Origin of the sequence: Trichococcus flocculiformis, from assembly GCF_900113645.1 — a bacterium.
GTDB lineage: Bacteria > Bacillota > Bacilli > Lactobacillales > Aerococcaceae > Trichococcus > Trichococcus flocculiformis.
Genome location: NZ_FOQC01000009.1, coordinates 41011 through 60137, shown reverse-complemented (window position 1 = coordinate 60137; position 19127 = coordinate 41011). Strand labels below are relative to the sequence as shown.

17 protein-coding genes and 1 riboswitch are annotated in these 19127 nt (G+C 46.9%); of the genes, 1 reads left to right on the top strand and 16 read right to left on the bottom strand.

The genetic code is table 11. The annotated features are described in order from the left end of the window. Positions 1-56 precede the first annotated feature (56 nt). The 8 genes from BMZ71_RS05560 to BMZ71_RS05525 form a co-directional block, all read right to left on the bottom strand. Entirely contained in the window at positions 57-965 is a 909-nt protein-coding gene (locus BMZ71_RS05560; protein ID WP_177187507.1) for a two-component system regulatory protein YycI, read from the bottom strand. After that, on the bottom strand, positions 955-2271 hold the full coding sequence (locus BMZ71_RS05555; RefSeq protein WP_086988897.1) for a YycH family regulatory protein: 1317 nt from the start codon (positions 2269-2271) through the stop codon (positions 955-957). The genes BMZ71_RS05560 and BMZ71_RS05555 overlap by 11 nt, the downstream gene beginning before the upstream one ends. After that, complete coding sequence (walK, locus tag BMZ71_RS05550; RefSeq protein WP_068560273.1) at positions 2268-4115, bottom strand: cell wall metabolism sensor histidine kinase WalK; 1848 nt, start codon at positions 4113-4115, stop codon at positions 2268-2270. The genes BMZ71_RS05555 and walK overlap by 4 nt, the downstream gene beginning before the upstream one ends. 6 nt (positions 4116-4121) lie before the next feature. After that, positions 4122-4829 (bottom strand): response regulator YycF, encoded by a 708-nt coding sequence (gene yycF, locus BMZ71_RS05545; protein WP_086988896.1) that lies wholly within the window; start codon positions 4827-4829, stop codon positions 4122-4124. A gap of 210 nt (positions 4830-5039) precedes the next feature. Beyond that, entirely contained in the window at positions 5040-6416 is a 1377-nt protein-coding gene (locus BMZ71_RS05540) for a L,D-transpeptidase family protein (RefSeq protein ID WP_177187506.1), read from the bottom strand. A 113-nt stretch (positions 6417-6529) separates the two neighbouring features. Next, positions 6530-6814 carry a hypothetical protein gene (locus BMZ71_RS05535; RefSeq protein ID WP_086988894.1) on the bottom strand — a complete coding sequence of 95 codons (285 nt, stop codon included), beginning with the start codon at positions 6812-6814 and terminating at the stop codon, positions 6530-6532. A 74-nt stretch (positions 6815-6888) separates the two neighbouring features. Beyond that, positions 6889-7617 carry an O-methyltransferase gene (locus tag BMZ71_RS05530; RefSeq protein WP_086988893.1) on the bottom strand — a complete coding sequence of 243 codons (729 nt, stop codon included), beginning with the start codon at positions 7615-7617 and terminating at the stop codon, positions 6889-6891. Positions 7618-7687: 70 nt separating this feature from the next. Then, positions 7688-9022 carry a hemolysin family protein gene (locus BMZ71_RS05525; RefSeq protein ID WP_086988892.1) on the bottom strand — a complete coding sequence of 445 codons (1335 nt, stop codon included), beginning with the start codon at positions 9020-9022 and terminating at the stop codon, positions 7688-7690. 385 nt (positions 9023-9407) lie between these two features. Here BMZ71_RS05525 and cbpA point away from each other — a divergent pair, with 385 nt between their 5' ends. After that, a complete protein-coding gene (gene cbpA / locus BMZ71_RS05520) occupies positions 9408-10049 on the top strand; it encodes a cyclic di-AMP binding protein CbpA (RefSeq protein ID WP_068560259.1) in 642 nt (213 codons plus the stop codon). 178 nt (positions 10050-10227) lie between these two features. On the opposite strand, the gene BMZ71_RS05515 is transcribed toward cbpA, so the two are convergent. The 8 genes from BMZ71_RS05515 to BMZ71_RS05480 all read right to left on the bottom strand — a co-directional run bounded on the left by BMZ71_RS05515 (position 10228) and on the right by BMZ71_RS05480 (position 19050). Beyond that, positions 10228-10875: an MBL fold metallo-hydrolase gene (locus BMZ71_RS05515; protein WP_086988891.1), complete on the bottom strand. Its 648-nt coding sequence runs from the start codon at positions 10873-10875 to the stop codon at positions 10228-10230. Positions 10876-11019: 144 nt separating this feature from the next. Next, positions 11020-11508, bottom strand: a complete 489-nt coding sequence (locus BMZ71_RS05510) for a QueT transporter family protein (RefSeq protein ID WP_245734391.1) — start codon at positions 11506-11508, stop codon at positions 11020-11022. Positions 11509-11514: 6 nt separating this feature from the next. After that, a riboswitch (PreQ1 riboswitch) is annotated at positions 11515-11560 on the bottom strand. A 384-nt stretch (positions 11561-11944) separates the two neighbouring features. Then, on the bottom strand, positions 11945-13066 hold the full coding sequence (gene alr / locus BMZ71_RS05505; RefSeq protein WP_086988890.1) for an alanine racemase: 1122 nt from the start codon (positions 13064-13066) through the stop codon (positions 11945-11947). Between the two features lie 14 nt (positions 13067-13080). Next, on the bottom strand, positions 13081-13431 hold the full coding sequence (gene acpS, locus BMZ71_RS05500; protein ID WP_086988907.1) for a holo-ACP synthase: 351 nt from the start codon (positions 13429-13431) through the stop codon (positions 13081-13083). Positions 13432-13552: 121 nt separating this feature from the next. Then, the gene (gene cshA / locus BMZ71_RS05495) at positions 13553-15121 is read right to left on the bottom strand and encodes a degradosome RNA helicase CshA (RefSeq protein ID WP_086988889.1); all 1569 of its coding nucleotides are present in this window, start codon (positions 15119-15121) and stop codon (positions 13553-13555) included. A 405-nt stretch (positions 15122-15526) separates the two neighbouring features. Beyond that, positions 15527-16903, bottom strand: coding sequence for a UDP-N-acetylmuramoyl-tripeptide--D-alanyl-D-alanine ligase (locus BMZ71_RS05490; protein ID WP_068560245.1), 1377 nt, complete (start codon positions 16901-16903; stop codon positions 15527-15529). A gap of 137 nt (positions 16904-17040) precedes the next feature. After that, positions 17041-18126, bottom strand: a complete 1086-nt coding sequence (locus tag BMZ71_RS05485) for a D-alanine--D-alanine ligase (RefSeq protein ID WP_086988888.1) — start codon at positions 18124-18126, stop codon at positions 17041-17043. Between the two features lie 174 nt (positions 18127-18300). Beyond that, entirely contained in the window at positions 18301-19050 is a 750-nt protein-coding gene (locus BMZ71_RS05480; protein ID WP_068560239.1) for a hypothetical protein, read from the bottom strand. Positions 19051-19127: the final 77 nt, after the last annotated feature.

Sequence of the window (19127 nt, the reverse complement as noted above, 5' to 3'; positions counted from 1 at the left end):
ACCTCAATTCAAGGTTCTTCCTTTTGTTTATATTGGTTTAAACAGCAGTTTTCTATTCAGTCCCCGTTTTCGGTTTGTGAAGAGTCTTGTTCTTCCATCAACAAGGCACTATTGGTGGCTGTCTTCGCCTTGACTTGCGCTTCGACTGACGGTAGCGTGACGGAAGGCGTCGTGATGATACTGCCGGTCAACGCATCCACCCGTCTGATTTCTACAGGTGCATTTTTTATTTCAAGCTCTATGTACCACATTGGGCTGTAGATATCCATATCCGATAGACTCAGCGTACGGTAATACGTCAATTGTACCGTCCGGACAGTCGCATTCGCTGGAATCTGATTATTGAGGTACAAGGCTTCAACCGCGCGCTTCTGTGAAATCACAGTCCGGCTGTTGCCTTGTACTTCTGCCGTTCCCGCAAATGTCTGTTCATAGGAAATGACTTCATAATCGGGATCTAAGTTGAAAATGATGCTGCCCGTGCTGTCGCCGATAGGAATATTGTTTGCGACTTGGGCGTACACAAGTTGTCTCCTGAGCGGCAAATACGTAAGAAAAGAATATTCAGTTCCGTGGAGTACATTCCCTTGCAATATAAAATCCGTGATTGGTGTTCTGTCGACAATCGTCAAATTTTGATCGTCAACCTCCAGAGGAATCGTCTCAGTTAAGGTACTGAACAACACACCATCTTCAAAGACTGTCGTCTGATTCTCCAATTTTGACTGATCGGACTCCAAAATGCGGCTCTTGTCCGTCTTCAACAAAGGAATTTTCTCTTGATTGGTCGATAAAGTCGGGAAACTGATATCATCGGCCTTCATTGCCTCTTCGATGTTCAGCGTGTTGCTCTCGCTTCCGAAGCTCAATGTTGTCTCGTTTTTCTCCAACAGGACACTGAGCAAATAGATGTTCAAGGCTGCAAAGGTGAGGATAAAGATGATTTTGATACGTCTAAAATCCACTATCATCCGCCTCCGTTTCCGTTCCGCCGATCCATTGATCCAGCGCTTTCCATACGCCGTCAATCTTGATAAACCATTTAGGCGTAAGATTGACGAGCCGGTTGGATTCTTCACTGAAAGTCCAATCATAGCCCAAAGCGATCATCTGAATTTCTTGGCTACTGTAGCCACCGGCATTCAGCGCGGCCAAAAGGTCTTGCCCGCTCAACAGCGTGACATCCTCTCCACGATCCGTCAGCGGTGTCTGGATGACTTGCGTCAGGAATTGCAATTCCGTCATGGATGATCCGGACATACGGATCCGCGTCAATCCATAATCGACTTCACCGAAAATCGGATAGCCATTCACATATCTGCGATAATAAATATTGTCGTTTTCCTTGTTAAACCCATAGAAATAAAAAGGATTCGTCCAGTTGTCCAACATCTTGATTTCATGGAAACTGTCGCGGATCAAACGATAATCAGGAAGATCTTCGGCATCCAGGATGTTGCGGTAATAACTCAACTGCCCGGTTTCCTTGTCGATGCTCAATTCGGAGATATTATCGCTGTAGCTCACAAATTCATCGCTTCCGTTATCCTTCAGATCGGTTGTATCATCAAAAAGCAAGTCAATGAAATAACTGTTGGAAGGCTTCTCAACCAGATAGACCAACTTTTGGATCGTAATCGCCTCTATCGGAAGATAGGAGATGGCTAATTCGGTTTCATACGATTCGACTTCTGCGTAGGCTTCCTTTCGGCCCTCGTAAAGTTCCACCAACGACTGCAGCAGATTAGCCGGACGTGCCACTGTGAACACTTGCTTTGTTTCATCATTCAAAAGATAGACGGGATCTTCTTCCTTGGAATTAAAGATGATCCGGCCGATACTTTCGCCGTAATAATCTTCCTGTAGATTCGTGAAGTACCGCGAAAGCAGCTCCAACGGCACCTCTTCGGCAAAACGGATTTCCAATTGCGTCGGTGAGAGAATGAGCGCATCATACTCCTCCTTCGTATAGGTGGAAACGCCCTCGATTCCGTTAAACACACTTTCACTCAGCAATTCATTCACACTTCGCATGATTTCGGGCATTTGCGTCAAATACATGCGCTTATCCGTGTGGACGATCATCCTGATCGGTGCAAAGACATCCTCTACCTTCTTCGTATTGGTCAGATTGGCAGAGACCGAGGTCGCTGAATTTTGGCTCAAACCGACCGTACTCGGAGTGGAAAGGATCCTTACCGTAAGGAATAGACTGATTGCAACCAAGGTGTACAAAAGCGCGCTCAGCATCGGTGATTCTTTATGTTTCATCCCCACTCATCCTCCTCATCCATCGGAATGTAAGGCAAGGAAATAAAGAAAGTCGATCCTTTATTTTCCACACTGGTCACCCAGATTTTTCCGCCATGCAATTGAACAACCTCTTTTGAAATGGCCAACCCGAGCCCGGTGCCGCCCATCGAACGCGCGCGGGCCTTGTCCACCCGATAAAATCGGTCAAAGACATGGCCGATATCTTTGCGCGGGATGCCCAAACCTTCATCGGTGATACTGATGACGACACTGTTATGCGTCTCCATCAATTTGCAGGTGATTTTCCCACCGTCCGGAGAATATTTGATGGCATTGTTCATGATATTGTCGATCACCTGGATAAATTTATCCTGATCGATTTCGACCCACAGCGTGCGCTGCGTAAAGTCCCGTTCGATCGTGTATTTTTTATTGCGGTACTGTTCCGACTTCAGCACCATCTCGAAGCGATCGATGATATGTGCAACCAATTCGTTGATGCTGACGAACTCCCGATTGAGATCTTGTTTCCCTTGGTCCATCCGGGATAAGTTCAGCAGATCGGTGATCATCCGGATCATCCGATCTGTCTCCGTTGAAATGACCTTCAGGAATTCGGGAGCGATTTCTTCATCTTCCCAGGCACCGTCAATCAGTGATTCCGTGTAACTTTTCACGCTCGTCAACGGTGTCCGCAGTTCATGGGAAACATTCGAAACGAAGCTGCGGCGTTCCTGTTCGACCTTTTCCTGCTCCGTAATATCGGAAAGCACACACACCAACCCGCTGATGAATCCGGATTCCCGCTGGATGACAGAAAATTCCCCGCGCAGGATTGTGTCCTGATCATCTGTCGGGATGTTCAGGATCAATTCATCCTGTGTCTCCAACAACTGGCGGAAAGTGAATTTCTCGCCCAGTTTCAGCACCTTCATGATCGATTGTCCGATCGCTTTATCTTGTGAAATCGAGAGCAGATCCATCGCCCGGCTGTTGATGATGATGATTTTACCGCGGCGATCGGTGGCCAACACGCCATCCGTCATGTGCCGCAGGACGCTGTCCAACCTTTGACGCTCCGATTCTGTTGTTTCCTGGGCGTCCTTTACTTTATAAGACAGATCATTGATGGTTTCGGCCAATTCGCCCAATTCATCCGCTCCATAGACGGTCACTTTGCCGGAATAATCCCCATCGGCAATGTTCGCCGTCTGCCGGCGCATTTCGGATATCGGACGCGTGATCCCCCGGGAGATGATAACAGCCAACACAATCGTAATGATGATCGCCACGACCGATGCATTCAAAAAGATGCTTACCGTCTGGCTCATCTGCGAATAGACCGATTCGATGTTAGACTCCATCACCAACACGCCGATGAGGGTACCTGTATTGTCCATCGAATAGATCGGACTGATGTTCTTCAGCACACGACTATTCGTGTCTTCCTTCACATATTGATAGGAAGAGGGGGCATCCAGAAGAATGACTTGTTGGACATCCCGATCAGTCGACTTCGTTCCGATCAAGGATTGTAACGTTTGGTCATTGATTCCGAGAATATAACCCTGTTCATCCATGACCTGCGTTTCCAGGATGTTGGCGCCCGTAAAATCGCTGAGGATGGTCTGTACGGACTCTTCCAGCTTTTCCGTATCATCAGCCATCAGGATCGGTTGCAGCGTTTTCTCCAGAAAGCCTGCATTCAAGCTCATCTGGCTATCGAAGTTGCTGATCATTTTCGTTTCCAGTTCACGGATAAAATAAGCCCCGATCAGTTGCAGGGATACCAACAGGAGGAGAATGAACAGCATTGGTATCTTGAAGTGAATGGAGTGAACCAGACGTATCTTTTTGTTCATATATAATTACTCCTGATCCGGATTCTTCAAGAAGTAGCCTACTCCTCTTCGCGTGATCAACCAAGTCGGATGGCTCGGTGTATCTTCAATTTTTTCACGCAGTCTGCGGACTGTCACATCAACAGTGCGGACATCACCGAAATAATCATATCCCCATACGGTCTGCAGCAAATGTTCCCGCGTCATCACTTGGCCGATGCGTTTCGCCAAATAATGCAATAATTCGAATTCACGGTGAGTCAACTCGATCTCTACTCCACGCTTCGACACGATGTACGCATCTTCATGGATGATCAAAGCGCCGATTTTGATTTCATTCGTATCGTCTTCTTCAGGCGGTGCAACGACCGGAGAGGCTTGTCTCCTCAAGTTTGCTTTTACACGTGCGACTAATTCCCGGTTCGAAAATGGCTTCGTGACATAGTCATCCGCACCCAATTCAAGTCCGAGCACTTTGTCGATTTCAGAGTCTTTTGCCGTCAACATGATAATCGGAACATCGCTCGTCTTGCGGATTTCCCGGCAGACTTCCAAACCGTCCATCTTCGGCAGCATCAGATCCAGCAGGATGATATCAGGGCCCACTTTTGCAAACTGCGCCAAGGCTTCTTCACCATCAAATGCAGTGAAGACATCATAACCTTCTTTGGTCAGATTAAACTTGATTATATCTGAAATTGGCTTTTCATCGTCTACCACTAGTACCTTTTTCATCTTCAAACCTCCTTGTTTCTTAAAACTCTCTGTCCCGTTCGGAACGTCTACTCTTTATTATACAATTGCAGCCGGTTATGTGCAAAGCGTTCCTGAATTACTATCCGTCAGAATCCCGGCGGTTGTACCAAAAAGGACAAGCCATCAATCCTTTTGCTGACTGATGGCTTATCCCCCTATTCGACATTATGGCATGCATATATTGATTTATCAGCTGTGGATGACGACCGGAACCCCGATACCGATCATCCCAAACAGTTCAGCCATGACCCCCGGTGGCGTATTGACACAGCCATTCGATCCGGCAGTAAGCCAATATTCACCGCCGTAAGCCGGCTGCCAAGAAGAATCGTGGATACCGATGCCCGTCCAATCGACTGGCATCCAGTATTCGACAGGCGATTCGTAGTCCTTTTCCGTTCTAGGATTGTAGCCTTTCAAAACGGCATCCTCTTCTTTGTTCCAGATGTAGAAGACCCCAGTCGGAGTTGGTGACATCGGATGACCGGAAACGATATCCGTTTCGAGCACAACGGCGCCATCTTTGTAATACCACATATGTTGGCTTGAAAGATCCACTTCGACATAGGTAGTGCCGATGTCCGCGCCATCAGCATGATAGCCGGTACCGTTATAGTTTGGTGTTACCGTAACATCTTCTCCTGCCAAAACATAGTTGACCAGTTTATCCGTTTCGGCTGCGACAGCTAGTGTCCATCCGTAGGTACCGGATGGAACCTGGACCGTTTCGCCGTCGGTTGCCAAGAAATCGCGCGTACGGGAATATGTGCTGTATCTGTCGCTCAGCCCCTGAAGATAGGCTGCAACGCCTTCACGATTGACCGACACATCACCGTTCTCGTCTACGCCCAACCATTCGATGATGGCTGTTTGCGGAACAGTTTCAGTCTGCCCGGAAATGGTATATTGGATGACCGTATCGGTCAAATCATTCAGTTTCTGCAACGTTTCCGTCAAAACTGGATCGTCCGCGGTCAAGGTTGGTTGCTGATAGGCCTGCGCGAGATCGATTTCTGTTTCCCCGGCAATGATCGCTTCCAACATTTCTTGCTTCAACAATTCCAGATCGACTTTGTTCCCGGTAGCTTCAGGTGAAATTTCATAACCTTCCGTTGCTTTGACGACGGTAGCGTTCACGGGAGCTGTGCGTACTTCGTTCTCCAACGGCATAGCCGCCAAAATCTCCGCCAAAGCTGTCTCATCGACAACTACGCCGCTCAGATCGGTTTCTGCCTGCTTTTCTTGAAAAAGCAGGATTGGCCAATTCCAAACGTTTTGTTCTGCCTTCATCGTTTCCAACTTCTCGGTGTTGTCGATGGACACCCCCAAATCAGCGGGTGAGAATGCATAGATATTTTCTCCATTTTCGACAATTTGGATCTGCGATTGTGCGATTGCTGCTGTTGTCTCTGCTTTTGCTTGGGCTACGGTATCATTCGATATATCAATGCCATCCAGCATCGTATTCGGTAAGAATTTATCTTCATAATAACTACCTGCACCAAAATATCCGGCTGCGATCAATAAGACCGCTGTAGCACCAATGATGATGGGTTTCTTTTTCACTTTCAGACCACCTTTTCGTTTCATTACAATCAGATTACGTTTTTGTTACAAATAATCGAAGCTTACTTTTTATTACTTTACCATGTTTTCTTGAAAAATCAACCTATTTTACCTTAATTTTTTGATAATAGGATGGATCTCAGGCATTCATCATAATACCAATACGGAAGAAATGCAAACAGACACACTCCGTTCTCACTAGCTCCGCAATGTTCCAGGCGAGCTGAAATGGGCGGCACCTCAATGTTTTCCTCCGGTGAACGCAGGCTTCGCCGGAGTTTGACTACCTTTTGCGTGCGTTCTCCGATAAAGACCGCTTCCTCGGAGTTGCGGTCGATTGTTACATTGTCTGCTCCGGCGGGCGGCGGCTTACCGGAGTTAGGGCCGTTTTCTTTCACTGGCTCTCCTCCGGCAACCAAGCAGCACGCACATCAAAAAGAGCCTACCTCAATTCGAGGCAAGCCCTAAATTCCTATGCTTGATTCTGTTTCTCTGCTTTGATTTCGTCCAAAATATAGCCGAAATCAAAGTCTTCTTTTTTGACGATCAGCAAGAGGCCATCACCGAGAGGCACGAGAGAGGTTTCCAATGCCGGATGATCCAGTACGGTATCCATCAGCTTGTTCAGACGGCGGTGGATCTTGCGGACCCTTTTGGGAACGTCTTTTTCATCATCCAAGATGGTGCCGCCTTGGAAAACATCATCGATGACCAGCATGCCCTCTTTTTTCAGAAGCCGGATGCAGTGGGGCAAAAATTCATAATATTTGGATTTCGCGCTGTCCATAAAGATGAAATCATACGGTCCTTCCAAAGTAGGCAGGACTTCCGCCGCATCGCCTTCCAAAAGCGTCACTTTGTCAGTGATGCCCAGTTTTTCAAAATTCGCTTTGGCGTGGTTGATCATGACCTCAAAACGATCAATGGTCGTGACATGACCTTCCGCTCCGACGTGCTGCGCCATCAGACTGCCCGAGAAGCCGATTGCCGCTCCGATTTCCAGTATCTGCTTAGGTTTGATCTGTCCCAGCAGCATATTCAGGAAAACCGCTGTTTCATGCGGGATGATCGGCACGCCTCTTTCATTCGCTGTCTTTTCCAGTTCTCCTAATTTTCCAGGGAAACGTTTCAGTCTGTCACGCATAAAAGCGACCAGTTCTTTCTTTACGACCGGTCTGTCCATCATTTCGTTCAATGCCATACTCTTTTCTCCTTATCGCATACTCTATTATTAATGGCAACAAGGCTGGGACGGAATCCCAGCCTTGCGCTTATTCATCGTCTACAACCACTGTTTGGACGGGCTCTCTCGTGACACGGATGCCGCGGATCCGGCCACTTTCGACTTGTGTAGTCGTCAGCAGGTACTCTCCTGTCTGGATCGTCGCATGCTCATCATCTTTCGGAAAATAGCCGAGCTCCTCGATCATGTAGCCGGCGATCGTGTCCACTTCTTCGGAAGCGATCGCCGTCTTGAACAACTGGTTGAACTTGTCCAACGGCATGCGTCCATTGACGACATAATGATTGTCATCGATTTTTTTCGACAGGCGATAAATTTCATCATATTCATCTTCAATGTCCCCCACGATTTCCTCCAGCAGGTCCTCGAGGGTGATGATTCCCTCCACCCCGCCGTATTCATCCTTAATGATGGCCATATGCGTGTGGGTCTTGCGGAATTCGACCAGGAGATCATCGATATAGATAGTGGAAGGGACAAACAAAGGCGTGTTGACCAACTCACGGAAAGAAATCCGCTCGAAACCGACTTCCTTTGATGCCTTCAAAACATTTTTCATATGCAGAACGCCGATGACATTGTCCTTATCTTCCTCATAGACCGGAATCCGTGAGTATTGGCTGTTCAGAACCAGCGCGATATTATATTCCAGATCATCATCCAAATCCATCATCAAAGTGTCGGTACGCGGCACCATCAATTCGCGGGCAAGCTTCGTATCCAACGAAAGGACTCCCTGCATCATCGTAAACTCGGATGGATCGATGACTCCTTCGCCTCGGCTCTGCGCCAGAATGGCCTTCATTTCATCACGGGTGAGCTTTTCTTCCTCATTCGTGAATTCGATCGGCGTCAACTTCTTCAGGATACCGGTCGAGAAAGACAAAAGCCAAACGAACGGCTTAAAAAGTGTCTTGACGACAACAATGGGACCTGCAGTATGACGCGCAATACTTTCGGGCATCTGCAAGGCAATCTGTTTAGGGTACAGCTCACCAAACACGAGCGTTATATAGGAAAGGATGATGGTGATGATGATCATCGCTATCGTTTTACCACCTGCGATGTTTCCCAACAACGGTTCGATATAACCGACAAAATTGGATGAAGCCGACGCACTGCTGAAGAATCCGGCAAAAGTGATGGCAACTTGGATAGTGGCCAAGAAATCATCCGGATTCTCCAGGAGACGCAAAATCTTTTGCGATTTCTTATCGCCGTCTTTGGCCAGCTTCTCGATTTTGGAGCGGTTGATGGAAACAAATGCTAATTCGGCTGATGCAAAGTAAGCATTCAGTAAAGTCAGGGTTAGGATCAAGGCTATTTTTGATAGTAACGACTGGCCTTCGGGGTCTGGGTTCATATGATTTTTTTCTCCTTTTTGATGATGACTCACGCAGTTGGGACAGGCTTGGAATCAAAACACCGCGCAACTGCATAAAAAAATATAGATTCTGTTCAATTATATACTACTAAATATAGTGAACTCTGCTCGAAAAATCAAGAGATTTTTCATGGGCCGCCTGTTTCAGCTGTCCGGTTCTACTTTCTTGCACTTGCCTGGATCGACAAGCATTCTCATCCCAATCTAATTTCCCAGCGCGGTCGGCACAGCGCTGGAAGGGCTTTACTGCTTGATTTATCAAATGTTTAAGAATTTCCAACTATGTATTTTTAACCGTTGCTTTTTTTGATTTTAATGTTATTATCACATTAGACAACCGCGTTTTTAGGAGGATTTTAATAATATGCTTATCCGCTCACTTGCCATCCCAAAAAGGGAGTTGACCATCGTCAAAGAGTCAGCCACGCTTCAGGATGCACTGGATATCCTCGAAGAGTCCGGCTTCCGTTGTGTTCCGATTCTGGACGAAACAGAAACCATTTTTCGTGGAAACATCTACAAGATGCATATCTATCGGCACAAAGCGAACGGCGGCGAAATGAACCTGCCCGTTACGCACTTGCTGAAGAATGCCACAAAATTCATTTCGATAGACAGCTCATTCTTTAAGGTATTTTTCACCATCAAAGAATTGCCCTATATTTCCGTTTTGAATAAGGATATGACCTTTTACGGCATCCTGACCCATAATGCCTTACTGAATATGCTGGCCCAATCATGGAGCATCGATGTCGGAAGCTATGTGCTGACCGTCATCGCGCCCGGTCAAAAAGGCGATCTGTACCATATCACTAAAATCATCAACCGCTATTCCTCCATCGCCAGCTGCATTTCCCTGGACATCAACCGTGAGGACGCTTTGCGCAGGGTATTGGTCACATTACCCGCCGGCACGCCCAAACAGGTGCTGGACTCCATCGTCAAGGCGCTGGAGCGTAAGGATTTCCGCGTGACGGAAATCGAAAACCTGCAAGTGGATTTCTGAAATCCAACCCATCACATTACATTACATTGAGTGCCCGGAGTGGCGTTTTCCCGGCGAGGAGGCCCTCATCGGGAATTCCGCTCAGGCTCCAGGCTCTAGACGCCCGCTCGATCTAAAAACTAATACAAAAAGTCGGACGAAGCCTTGTGCTTGTCCGACTTTTTTGCGCATACCCGGATCAGCGCGTAGCGCCATTCAGATAAGGGTTTGAATAGATTTCTTCCCTCACTGTCGTAGGATCGCCGTGTCCCGGGAACAGGACCGTTTCCCCTGGCAAGGTTACGATATATTTCTGGATGCCCTCGATCAGTGTTTCATGGCTGCCGCCCGGCAAATCGCTGCGGCCTACGCTGCCTTTGAAGATGACATCCCCAACGATCGCGAACCCGTTCTCGCGGAAAATAAAAACAGTACTGCCTGGTGAATGTCCAGGAATATGTTGCATCTCAAAACGGAATTCGCCGATTTCGTAAGGGCCCATCTCCTCGAAGAAGACATCCGCTTCTTTTGCCAATCGGACATCGGGAACGTTCGGATTGCGCGCGGACCCGTTCAGTTGCGGATCCAACAGCCATTCCCGTTCAATCGGATTTTGGTAAACGGGAACGTCGTATTTTTCCCGGATCGTTTCGAGGGCTCCGATATGATCGTAGTGCGCATGGGTCAACACGATCGCTATCGGATGCAACGCATTCTCTTCGATGGCTGCGATGATGTCCTCAGCTTGCTCACCCGGATCAAAGATGATCGTGTCATTTTCATGGTCTCCGATCAAAAAATAACAATTTTCTTGGATAGGACCGACTGTGATTGCGTACATTTCCATATATTATTTCCTCCCTCTTTTTCGATTACCTCTCTATTATAAGAGAATGATGAGAAATATCCTAGCAAAAAAAACAGGAGGATCTGCTGACCATCCAGCAAAAGCCTCCGTTCCCCAGTTTTTCTCATACTAAATGTTAACGGATCAAGCCATTTTCTCGGCAAAACCGATGATTTTGTTCAGGTATTTCATGAGCGGCGCCGACACAACCAGCACGACCGCTTCCCCGAATGCCGCTGTCGCAAAACTGAACCAGAAAGGCAAATCAAGAACGATATAGAGTTCGATCGCGACAAGGACCATCGTCATCGTGAAGACGAACGCGGTCATCATCATGCGCTTCATTTCAGAATCGTTGGGTTTGAACAATTTTTCCAAAATAAGGAAAGAGATCAATGTCTGGCCAAATCCGAACACCAAGTCCCAAGCTCCTAACGTCGAAAAAATCAGATTGGCGATAAAAACACCCGCCAAAACACCGTATTTATAATTTTTGTGGTAGCCCACCAAATGATTCAGCATTTCTGAAACACGGAATTGGACGGCACCGAATGACATAAATACAAAAATCCCTGTCATGGCAACATATAGCGCTGCAATAATTGTATTGATAACCATTTTTCTTGTATTCAACCTAAAAACCTCCTAGTTTTTTTTCGTGGGATGGTAGACGAACCACGCACTCATCTTTGAGCTAGGACAGTTTACCATACATGTTCGCTTTTGAAAACGACTGGCGACGTATTTTCATCTGATTTTCATTACCTAAAGGCGAGAGCGCCAGAGATGCGGATTATGTATGACTCTGTATGATCCTGTATGACTGTTCTCCTCCGGTGAAGCGCTTCTGGACGGAGGTGGAATGCGATCGAGCTGCTCTTCTCCGGCGAGGCAACCCTAGCTGGAGGTGGAACACAGTCCAGCCGCTCTTCTCCGGCGGAACAACTCTTAGCCGGAGTTGGAGCGCCCTCGCCCTCTCTCCCCCACATTCGTTTCTATCACACACACAGCAAAAAAAGCTGTCTGCCCCTAACAGGCAACAGACAGCTTTCCAGATTTATCTTTCCTTCTATTTGTAGATACGCGGAACGCGGGCGTTGATTCCCGTCAAAATTTCATATCCGATCGTATCAATCGTTACGGCCATTTCGGATGGATTGTTGACTAGCCCACCGTTTTCGCCCAAGAGCGTCACCTTCGTCCCAATTGGATATTCTTTCGGCAGACTGATCATGCACTGATCCATGCAGATGACTCCCCGGATTGGGCAGCGCTGCCCATCGACGATAACCGTCTGATGGCGAAGATCCCGCCGCCATCCGTCCGCATAGCCGATTGGGAGCGTAGCGATCCATTCTCCTTCAAAAGCGCGGTAACGGGCGCCATATGCGATTGTGTCGCCTTCATGCATCTGCTTGACATAGCTGATGTGCGTATCCAGCTGTACCGATGGCTTCAATTCATACGGAAGCTCCAATACGGTGTCAGAAGGATTGTATCCGTACATTGCGATACCGACGCGGACCGCATCCGTCTGGAATGCTTCATGCCAAAGGGAAATGGCGGAATTTGCCAGATGCACAATCGGCGGTCGCTGAGCCAATGCGTTCAAGATGTCTTCAAACAAAGCGAGTTGGCGATCAACCAAGGTCGGATCTTCACCATCAGCCGTCGCAAAGTGCGTAAAGATACCTTCGAAAACAAAATCATCTAGTTCAGCAATACGCGCCTCAAAGGCTTTGACCTCCTCGACCGTCCGCAAGCCAATCCGTCCCATCCCCGTATCGATGGCCAAATGCACCCGAATCGGCAGCTCCGTTTTCCGTCTGTTCAGATACGGTAAGGCGTCATCCAACCATTCCTTTGCCGTTACGGCAACGCTGATTCCGTTATCAGCTATGAGCGCAGCGTCTTCTGACTCAGTTGGGCCCACGACCATAATGAAGTCATCGGACAGTCCGTTTTCCCGCAATTCCATTGCCTCATCCAACAGCGCGACACAAAAACCGTCCACGCCTGCTTCCTTTGCCTTTTTCGCGACCGGGACAGCGCCCAGTCCGTAGGCGTCCGCTTTGACGACCGCAAAAAATTTCTTTTCAGGAGACAGACTCTTCCTGATTTGTTGGATGTTCCACGAAATAGCTTCCAAATCGATGGTTTCCACTGTGGGACGGTGCTTTCCTACTACCATGTTGTAAGACCCCTTTACTTTTCTAGTACCACTTGCGCGGCAATGATGTTCCCCGAATGGGTGATGGAAACGAACCCTTTCCCTTCGAACGGAGATTTGGTTATTTCAGGCTTCCGGTACTCTCCGGGCAAAATTTCGATATCTTGGAAAGACAGCTTGCCGATGCCTGTTCCGTAAGCCTTCGAAAAAGCTTCTTTCGCGGCATAGCGTCCGGCCAGAAACTCCATTTGGCGTGACCCGCTCAAAACCAGAAACAATTTCAGTTCCGCTTCGGTCAAAACCCTTTCCGCAAAACCTGACCGCCGCTCATAGGCACTTGTGATGCGATCCAGCTCGGTTACGTCCAATCCTATTCCATAAATCATTCCGTTCACCGCCTCTTTTTCATGCATTGTTCTCATTTTACCAAAAACAAAAAAAAATTCCAGCATAAGAAAAACCTCTTCTCCTGGCGGAAGCCAATTGGAGAAGAGGTTTTATCACTGATTAGTCGTTGTTGTTACGGATAGTGAAGCTATGGCTGCTTTTTTTAGGTGCGCTGGCACTGCTGCCGCCACCACGTTTGTCATCATAGCGTTTGCCGCCGGAGCGTGGTTTGCTGTCGCTTGAGCGATTTTTGTTGAAACTGCGCTCACCGCCGCGTTCTCCGCCGCCACGTCTGTCTGATGAACTACGGTTACCTTTGTAGCCGCCGCCACCTTTACCTTTGTAACCACCGCCGCCTTTACCTTTTCTTGAAGGCAATGGACGTTCTGGTGTGATTTTAACAGGAACATCAGTAGCATCTTTAGAAAGACTCTTCAAGAATGCTGCCACCAAATCTTCAGCAGTGTGTTCTTCAAGCAAGCGAACAGCTGCACGTTTGTATTTGTCTGTTTCTGTTTCTTTAACCAATGTTTCCACTTCATCCATAGCTGTTTTCACTTGGCCACGGAAAGCTTCTTCATCACTCGGTGGTTGTAATGGAGTGATCGGTTTTTTAGTCAGGTTTTCGATGGTACGCAAGTAGTCCATTTCGTTTGGTGTAACGAAAGTCACTGACATACCTTCTTTACCGGCACGACCAGTACGGCCGATACGGTGAACATAGCTCTCTGGATCTTGCGGGATATCGTAGTTGTATACGTGTGTAACACCTGAAATATCCAATCCACGAGCAGCAACGTCAGTCGCTACCAAGATATCCAAATTGCCTGTTTTGAATGCGTTCAATACGCTCATACGTTTTTGTTGCGTCAAGTCGCCGTGGATGCCTTCCGCACGGTAACCGCGTAATTCCAAACCTTTTGACAATTCGTCAACACGACGTTTTGTACGGCCGAATACGATAGCCAATTCAGGATTTTGCACATCGAACAAACGAGTCATTGTATCGAATTTTTCAAAGTCTTTACATTTAACGAAATACTGATCGATTAAGTTAGCTGCAGTGTGTGACGCTTTGATTTTGACATGCTCTGGAGCGTGCATGAATTTGACACCGATTTTTTTGATTGAGTCAGGCATTGTAGCTGAGAACAACAATGTTTGACGTTCAGCCGGTGTTTCGCTCAAGATTGCTTCGATGTCTTCCAAGAAGCCCATGTTCAGCATTTCATCTGCTTCATCCAGAACTAATGTTTCGATGTGATCCAGACGGATTGTTTTGCGTTTGATGTGGTCCAAAAGACGACCTGGTGTTCCGACAATAATTTGCGGTTTGTTTTTCAAAGCACGGATTTGACGGTTGATGTCAGCTCCACCATAGACAACCTGCACGGATACTTTTTTGTCGCGGCTCAAACGGTATAATTCTTCTTGCGTTTGGATAGCCAACTCACGTGTAGGTGCAATAACGATACCTTGAATAACTTTGTTGTTGTTATCGATTTTTTGCAGCATAGGCAATCCGAAAGCAGCTGTTTTACCAGTACCTGTTTGTGCTTGCCCAATAACGTCCAACCCTTGCAATGCCAAAGGAATGGTTTGTTCTTGGATCGGTGTTGCTTCCTCAAATCCCATTTGCTCAATCGACTTCAATAACTCCGCGTTTAACCCTAATTCTGAAAATTTCATGTTTCCTCCTAATTTTGAGAAACTAAAATTTAGAGAGTCTTTTCTTTTACCCACATATCTCATGCGGTTCATAATCTTATAAATAAAAGATAAACCTTTTTTACTTAATCCCTTGAATAGAAAGCTTGATAAATCAAACATTCTGCACTTCGCAGAAAAAACCCTCTTATTTCTCTATTCTTACCAACAGCAATAATAACACGTTCCGTAGATTATTACAAATCATTTCCTCTTAAAATAATGAAGTTCCTTACAAAAAAACCTTGTTGTAAGTATATTTTCAATGAAAATGACAAGTAATTCTACAATTTACCGACATTTGACATATGCGTTCCAGATTGGCTTTAAAAGGGGTCTGTTTGCTTTCGCGACGACGTAGCCCATCCAAATCCTTTATATTTCCTATTATACACGCAACGCTGCTACAACAGCCAATAAATCAGTGCCGAAACTGGATTTAATCAGCACTTGGTCGGCTTTTTGAAGCTCTGACTTCAACTTTTCGACCAGTGGTGTTTTCTCCCCAACATAATGATAAAGCGTGCCTTCCGGGAAGACAGTCCTTAAATTTTCATAAAGGGCGCCCATTTCCGGGCCGTAAAGATAGACCTGATCAAACTCTTCAGGGGAAATTTCGGCTGCCAATCCTGCATGCAGCTCAGCTGAACGTTCGCCCAGTTCACGGATATCGCCGAGCACTGCAATTTTCTTTCCCTCCCGCGGGAGCTTCGCGAATGAGCGCAGCACAGCCGTCATCGAAGTAGGGCTAGCATTATACGCATCATTCAACAACTGCGAGCCATTTACGCCATCCAGCCACTGCGTACGGTTGGCGGTCAGCTGGAAGGTCGCCAAAGCTTCTTTCACTTCAGCAAGCGGCATGTCCAATACCTGCGCAGCGGCTAAGGCTGCCAAAGCATTCCGGACATTGTACACACCCAGTACAGGGATCTCCAGATCGACGCTCGGATCCAGATTCACGTGAAATGTTGTTCTGGTTTTGCCTGGAACGATGTCATAGGCATACACGGCCGCCGTTTCATCTGTACCGAAAGTCAGTTGACGGAAGTGGGATTCCTCAGCCAGCTCGTCGGCAATCAACGGCTCGTCGCCAGGATAGATGAATGTCCCTTCCGGTTTCAATCCTTCCAAGATTTCCATTTTGGCTTTGGCGATGCCAAGGCGGCTCCCGAGGAACTCCAGATGACTGTCCCCGATCAAGGTGATGATGGCGATATCGGGTTTTGCCAATCGGCTCAACAAACTGATTTCGCCAAAATTGCTCATGCCCATCTCAAGCACCAGCACTTGGGTGTCTTCCGGCATCTCCAGAATGGTCATCGGCATACCGATTTCATTATTGTAATTGCCTTCCGTCTTGTGGACACGAAAACGCGCGGACAGGATGGCAGCCGTCATGTCCTTAGTGGTCGTTTTCCCGTTGCTGCCGGTGATCGCGACCACTTTTGGTTGGATCATATTCAGATAGGCTTCCGCCAGTTTTTGCAAAGCTTCCAGCGTATCATCCACCAGAATGACGGCAATCTCTTCTGGCGCTTCTCCTGCTGGACGACTCCATAAAGTTGCCGTCGCCCCGTTTTTGATTGCCGATTGGACATAATCATGCCCATCCGTTTCCCCCTGCAAAGGCACAAACAAACTATCGGACGTTGCTTTTCGGGAGTCGAAGACTACGGAATTTATTTCAGCGAAGCGGTTGGCCGACGTATAGTCGATCGCTCCGACAGCTTTCACAACATCAATGATGCGTAATGGTTTCATACTTAGTTCCTCATTTCCGTTTTTTTCGGCAGTTCCTTCGGCCGCTCTCAAAAAAAGCCGTCCTTTCCCGGGTTTGCAGCAAGCAGTACATGCTTTCAGTGCTGCTGACGTTCAGGAAAATCACGGCCTTTTGTTCATCATTCTACAAATTGATAGGATAATTTTTCTTCATGGCGCTTCAAGGACAACTGGATCAGCTCTTCCACCAAGTCGCTGTATTTCAATCCCGTTTCTTCCCAAAGTAACGGATACATGCTGCGGGAAGTGAAGCCAGGCAAAGTATTGACTTCGTTTATGTAGATTTCATAGTTTTTGGTCACAAAGAAATCGCATCGGCTCAACCCGCTGCCGTCAAGCGCTCGGAAAGCGATTGTTGCATAATGCTGCAACTTGGCGGTGATTTCTTCCGGTAATTCGGCAGGGATCTGCAGCAAAACTTCTTCATTGCCGTATTTCTCTTCGTAGTCGTAGAAATCTTTGGTTTTAACGATTTCACCAGGTACGGATGTATGGACATCGTCATTTCCCAATACAGCGATTTCGATTTCACGGGCTTCGATGCCTTGTTCCACGACCACGCGACGGTCATAGCGGAAAGCCGTCTCGATTGCAGCGGTCAACTCTTCAAGATCCGTAGCTTTGGAAATTCCGACACTTGAGCCCATATTGGCTGGCTTTACATACATCGGGTAAATCAGGCTACCTTCACATTGAATGAAAATCTTCTCGCGGTCATTTTTCCAGTCATTACGGGTAACGGCAACATATGGTACTTGCGGCAACCCTACCTGTTGGAAAAGATGTTTGCTGACGATTTTATCCATCCCGCTGGCGCTGGCAAGAACACCACAACCAACATAAGGCATATTCAACACTTCAAATAGCCCTTGCACTGTACCATCTTCACCGTTCGGTCCATGCAATACCGGGAAAATGACAGCATCTTCAGACTGGATATCTGCAGGTGAAATCACTTCGCCGTATGATTGCCCCTCCTGCGAATCGGCAAAGCGCTTCTCGGAACCCGGCTCCAAATAAAGATTCTCAGAGAATGCTACTGGTTCAGAAAGGGATTGCCCCTGGATCCATGCGCCTGCCTTGGTGATATAAACGGGCACAACTTCATAATAGTTGAAATAGATCGCTTTTATGATCGAATGTGCTGTCAGGATCGAAATATCGTGCTCAGCGCTCTTTCCGCCATAAATCAAATAAATTTTCATCGAGAAATCCTCCGAATTTTTTGATAACTGCTTTAACTCAAGGAACATTGTACCACATTTATTTTTTAGCTAAAACGATTTTTGTGAAAAATGGAGTAGGCTTGCTATTACCTAGAATGAACCAACTGATTTCGGTTCAATGAAAACAGAAAAAGCCTAAGTTTCGGCTTAGGCTCATTCGAAGTCTATGTCTATTTTCCATTCACTGCGTTCCATATCATAACAGATGGTGCCTACCGAATCCTTTTCGTTGAAACGGCCGCCGATGCTGGCGTAACGGTCTTCCGCGATGAACAATGGGATGCAGTATGTGCTCCCTTCGATGCTCATCTGTCTGAAAGAGATCACGGCACCTTCTTTGAAGATCGGAATGAATTCCTTTACGCGTTCAATCGGGAATGGCGCAATTTCTTTGCTTTTCTGATAGAAACGCTTCTTTTCATTCACTTTCTCTTTTAACTTGACGGTGATTGCTTCGGCGAACAACTCATGGAATTGCTCCAGATAGCGGTAATACATCTTAATGAAGCCATTCGGCAACGTGAGATAGATATAGTTATTTTGTAATTTATAGTAGAAAGGTGAGTGCAAGTGTGTGTGCGCATGGGCGATATAAAGGATCTCGGATATTTCTATCGGTGTGAGGAGATGCAACATGTCTACATTCACAAAATCAATCCACTTCCCCATAGCGGCTTGATTGTCCGTCCCTTTTTGGAAGAAAGCTTTTACGTTTTCTTGGCCTTTGATTACCTGAAAACCGGTATGATTATCATATGTTCCAATACTTTTTCTTCCGTCCACCAACAACAAGTTTTCTGGAAGCTTCCGGGCTAACTTTGTGTAATCTTTCACCGCTATCCCTTTGCTCAAAACATAATTGCTGACTGTTTCATAATGAACATATAACATATCTTCGCTCATGAACGATCCCCCCTTCCCATAATATCCCTTATTATCATTCTACTACTTGCCGAACCGATTAAGGTATCAGTACCATG

Excerpts from the sequence above, each read along its gene's own strand:
- BMZ71_RS05530 (WP_086988893.1), bottom strand. The coding sequence starts at position 7,617 with ATGGCATTGAACGAAATGATGGACAGACCGGTCGTAAAGAAAGAACTG.
- BMZ71_RS05485 (WP_086988888.1), bottom strand. The coding sequence starts at position 18,126 with ATGAAAATTTATTTGATTTATGGCGGAAAGAGCGCTGAGCACGATATT.
- BMZ71_RS05525 (WP_086988892.1), bottom strand. The coding sequence starts at position 9,022 with ATGAACCCAGACCCCGAAGGCCAGTCGTTACTATCAAAAATAGCCTTG.
- BMZ71_RS05555 (WP_086988897.1), bottom strand. The coding sequence starts at position 2,271 with ATGAAACATAAAGAATCACCGATGCTGAGCGCGCTTTTGTACACCTTG.
- cbpA (WP_068560259.1), top strand. The coding sequence starts at position 9,408 with ATGCTTATCCGCTCACTTGCCATCCCAAAAAGGGAGTTGACCATCGTC.
- BMZ71_RS05515 (WP_086988891.1), bottom strand. The coding sequence starts at position 10,875 with ATGGAAATGTACGCAATCACAGTCGGTCCTATCCAAGAAAATTGTTAT.
- alr (WP_086988890.1), bottom strand. The coding sequence starts at position 13,066 with ATGGTAGTAGGAAAGCACCGTCCCACAGTGGAAACCATCGATTTGGAA.
- BMZ71_RS05480 (WP_068560239.1), bottom strand. The coding sequence starts at position 19,050 with ATGAGCGAAGATATGTTATATGTTCATTATGAAACAGTCAGCAATTAT.
- BMZ71_RS05490 (WP_068560245.1), bottom strand. The coding sequence starts at position 16,903 with ATGAAACCATTACGCATCATTGATGTTGTGAAAGCTGTCGGAGCGATC.
- walK (WP_068560273.1), bottom strand. The coding sequence starts at position 4,115 with ATGAACAAAAAGATACGTCTGGTTCACTCCATTCACTTCAAGATACCA.
- acpS (WP_086988907.1), bottom strand. The coding sequence starts at position 13,431 with ATGATTTATGGAATAGGATTGGACGTAACCGAGCTGGATCGCATCACA.
- yycF (WP_086988896.1), bottom strand. The coding sequence starts at position 4,829 with ATGAAAAAGGTACTAGTGGTAGACGATGAAAAGCCAATTTCAGATATA.
- cshA (WP_086988889.1), bottom strand. The coding sequence starts at position 15,121 with ATGAAATTTTCAGAATTAGGGTTAAACGCGGAGTTATTGAAGTCGATT.